Source organism: Streptomyces sp. NPDC054847 (assembly GCF_053610925.1).
Genome location: NZ_JBSGZJ010000612.1, coordinates 1 through 3319 on the forward strand (window position 1 = coordinate 1; position 3319 = coordinate 3319).

5 protein-coding genes are annotated in these 3319 nt (G+C 73.9%); 2 read left to right on the plus strand and 3 right to left on the minus strand.

Annotated features, from left to right (window positions below; all coding sequences use genetic code 11):
- The 3 genes from ACWGH4_RS33175 to ACWGH4_RS33185 all read right to left on the minus strand — a co-directional run.
- A partial coding sequence (locus tag ACWGH4_RS33175) for a TSUP family transporter (protein WP_453467377.1) occupies nucleotides 1-208 on the minus strand: 208 nt, incomplete at its 3' end.
- Complete coding sequence (locus tag ACWGH4_RS33180) at nucleotides 205-564, minus strand: rhodanese-like domain-containing protein (RefSeq protein ID WP_453467379.1); 360 nt, start codon at nucleotides 562-564, stop codon at nucleotides 205-207. The genes ACWGH4_RS33175 and ACWGH4_RS33180, both read right to left, overlap by 4 nt.
- A 28-nt stretch (nucleotides 565-592) precedes the next feature.
- Nucleotides 593-1957: an MBL fold metallo-hydrolase gene (locus ACWGH4_RS33185; protein ID WP_453467381.1), complete on the minus strand. Its 1365-nt coding sequence runs from the start codon at nucleotides 1955-1957 to the stop codon at nucleotides 593-595.
- A gap of 183 nt (nucleotides 1958-2140) precedes the next feature.
- Between ACWGH4_RS33185 and ACWGH4_RS33190 the strand changes: the two genes are divergently transcribed.
- Complete coding sequence (locus ACWGH4_RS33190; RefSeq protein ID WP_453467383.1) at nucleotides 2141-2350, plus strand: hypothetical protein; 210 nt, start codon at nucleotides 2141-2143, stop codon at nucleotides 2348-2350.
- A gap of 303 nt (nucleotides 2351-2653) precedes the next feature.
- A complete protein-coding gene (locus ACWGH4_RS33195) occupies nucleotides 2654-3298 on the plus strand; it encodes a CatB-related O-acetyltransferase (RefSeq protein WP_453467385.1) in 645 nt (214 codons plus the stop codon).
- Nucleotides 3299-3319 lie beyond the last annotated feature (21 nt).

The window sequence follows — 3319 nt, forward strand, 5'->3', positions numbered from 1 at the left end:
GCACATGACCGGTCCTGGCGCGGGCGTACAGGGCGGTCAGGGAGGTGGCGGTGACGATGATCAGGCTTGCGGTGGTGGCCGCCGCGGGGGTGAAGCCGAGCAGGTAGATCAGCGCGGGCACGGCCAGGACGCTGCCGCCGCCGCCGAGCGCGCCGAGCGCCAGGCCGACCACGGCTCCCGCGATCAGGGCCAGGATCAGGGTGCTCACGCGATCCGGCCGCCCTGCCCGCGTTCGTCGACCACCGGCAGCCCGGCGTCCGCCCAGGCGTTCATGCCGCCGACGACATCGACTGCGTCGACGCCGCGTGCGGACAGGAGATCGGCGGCCTGCCGGGAGCGGTGACCGGACCGGCAGATCACCACCACCGGACGGCTTCGCACCTCTGTCGGGAGTGCGGCGCCGGCCCGCAGTCGGGTCAGCGGCAGGTGCAGGGCGCCGGGCGCGTGCCCGGCCTTCCACTCCGGCGTCTCGCGGACATCGAGCAGGACGGCGGTGCCGTCACCGGTGCGGGTGCGGGCCCGGCCGGGTGTGAGGCGGTTTCCACCGCGGCGGAGGAGGAACATGCTGTGCCTTCGGTATGTGGGGGGCGGGTCAGTCGCGGGTGACGGCCAGGCCCGCGTCCGTGGCGGCGTCGAAGCCGTCGTCGACCGCGACGACCTGCCGCCCGGCGGCGTCCAGGAGCGAGGCGGCGATCGCCGCGCGCATGCCGCCCGCGCAGTGCACCCACACGGTGCCTTCCGGGACCTCGCCGATGCGGCCGTGCAGCTCGTGGATCGGGATGTGCACCGACCCGTCGATGTGTCCGGCGGCGCGTTCCAGGTCGCGGCGCACGTCCAGTACCACCACCCGCTCACCGCGCTCACGGCTCGCGGCGAGGTCGGCGAAGACGGCGCGGGGGAACGAGGCGAGCTCCTCGCCCTCGCCGATCCAGTCGCCGGGTTCTCCGGTGGCGGCGGCGGCCGGGCGGTCGATGCCGACCCGCGCCAGCTCGCGCTGGGCCGCGGCGATCTGCTCCGGCGTTTCCGCGAGCAGGGTGACGGGCTTGCCCCACGGAATCAGCCAGGCGAGATACGTGGCGAGCTTGCCCTCGCCCTCGAAGTTGAACGAGCCCGCCACGTGCCCCTCGGCGAAGGCGACGCGGCTGCGCAGGTCCACCACCCACTCGCCGGCCGCCAGCCGCCGCGCGATCTGCGCGGCGTCGGCCCGCTCCGGCGGGGTGAGGTCGAGCGGCGCCGGGCCGGCGGCGTTGGCGGGGCCCATGTGGGCGTAGTAGGCGGGCACGTCCTCCAGGCCGGCCAGCATCCTGGCGACGAAGGTGTCGACGTCCAGGGTGAGCGCGTCGTTGGTGGCCCGTTCCTTGCCGATCGTGGTGGCGTCCCCTTCGGCCTGCGAGGAGGAGCAGAAGCTGCCGAACCCGTGGGTGGGCAGCACCGGCACCTCGTCGTCCAGCTCGGCCGCCAGGCGGTGGGCGGAGGCGTGCTGGGCACGGGCGAGCTCCTCGGTCAGCCGCGGCTCGACCAGATCCGGACGGCCCACCGAACCGATCAGCAGGGACCCGCCGGTGAACGCCGCCACACCGCGCCCGGCCTCCTCCAGTACGTAGGAGGTGTGGTGCGGGGTGTGGCCGGGGGTCGCGATCGCCCGAAGCACCAGGCCTTCGTCCACCGCGACCGTGTCGTTGTCGGCGACGGGCGTGCGGGCGAAGGACACGTGGGCCGCGGCCGGCACGAGGTAGGTGGCGCCGGTGACGCGGGCCAGCTCCAGGCCGCCGGTGACGTAGTCGTTGTGCACGTGGGTCTCCGCCACGTACGCGATCCGCACCCCGCGCCGGGCCGCGGCGGCGATCACCTGGTCGATGTCGCGCGGCGGATCGATCACGACGGCGTCGCCGGCGCCACCCGCCAGGTAGCTGCGGTTGCCCAGGCCCTCGAACTCCAGGGTGTCGACGAAAAACACGACTACGGCTCCTTTACGGGACGATGTACCCCCGGGGGTATCTGACACTCACCCTAACAAAAATACCCAGGGGGGTATTTCAGGGGTCGGGGTCACCAGGTGGCACCGCCTCCCACGGGGGCGCGGGTACCCGGCGGGCACCAGGGAATCCGGGGCTTCCGCACTCCGGAGGAGTCCCGCAGCGTGACGTACGACCGCACCGTCCGCCGGGAGACCGCCGGCGTCGAAGCCGCCGCCGCCGCCTCGGTCGGCGAGGCCCTGGCCGACCGGGGGTGGGCGTCCTCCACCGGGACCGGTGTGAAGGCCTGCCCGTACGCGGCCCTGAACGCCGCGCCCCCTCCCCTGCCCGGGGTACAGGGGCGGGCGAGCACGGCGTGCGCGGCCCGGCGTTGAGGTGCCCCCGTCATCGGCCCGGACTTTGCCCGCAGGCCGCTCCGCAGGGCCGGTCCCCAGGGGCGGACGCGCGGGCGGACACCGCGTGCCCGCCGCACCGGGCGCCACCGGACACACGGCCGCCGGGCGCGGCACAGGCGGCGGCGCACGCCGCGCTCGTCCGGCCCCGGCGGCGGGAGGTTCCGTCACCGCTGCGACCGGGGCTCGGCGGCGCGACGGCGCGCCGGCATCACCGGTTCGCGGTGCCCAAGTGCGGGCGAGAATGGGGCCCTTGCCGTCTGCTGCCCAACGGAAAGCGAGTGTATGAATCACCTGCCCCCGGACCCGATGGCGCTTCACCCGTTTCCCGACCAGCCGCGTGTGGTGTTGCTGAAGCCGCTGGTGACCTCGCCGCTGATCGAGGTCGGGGAGTACTCCTACTACGACGACCCGGAGGATCCGACCGCGTTCGAGACCCGCAACGTGCTGTACCACTACGGGCCGGAAAAGCTGGTCATCGGGAAGTTTTGCGCGCTGGGCACCGGGGTGCGGTTCCTCATGAACGGCGCCAACCACCGCATGGACGGCCCCTCCACCTTCCCCTTCCCCATCATGGGCGCGGCCTGGGCCGAGCACTTCGACCTGATCACCGGCCTGCCGGGCAGGGGCGACACCGTCGTCGGCAACGACGTCTGGTTCGGCTACGGCGCCATGGTCATGCCCGGAGTGCGCATCGGGCACGGCGCGATCATCGCCTCCGGCGCCGTCGTCGTGGACGACGTCCCCGACTACGCGATCGCCGGCGGCAACCCGGCCAAGGTGATCCGTACCCGCTACGCCGACGAGGACGTCGCCCGCCTGCTCCGCCTGGCCTGGTGGGACTGGCCCGCGGAGCACCTCACCGAGCACATCCGCACCGTCATGACCGGCACCGTCGACGACCTCGAGAAGGCCGCTCCACGGCCCTGAACCGGGCGGGCGCCCCCATGG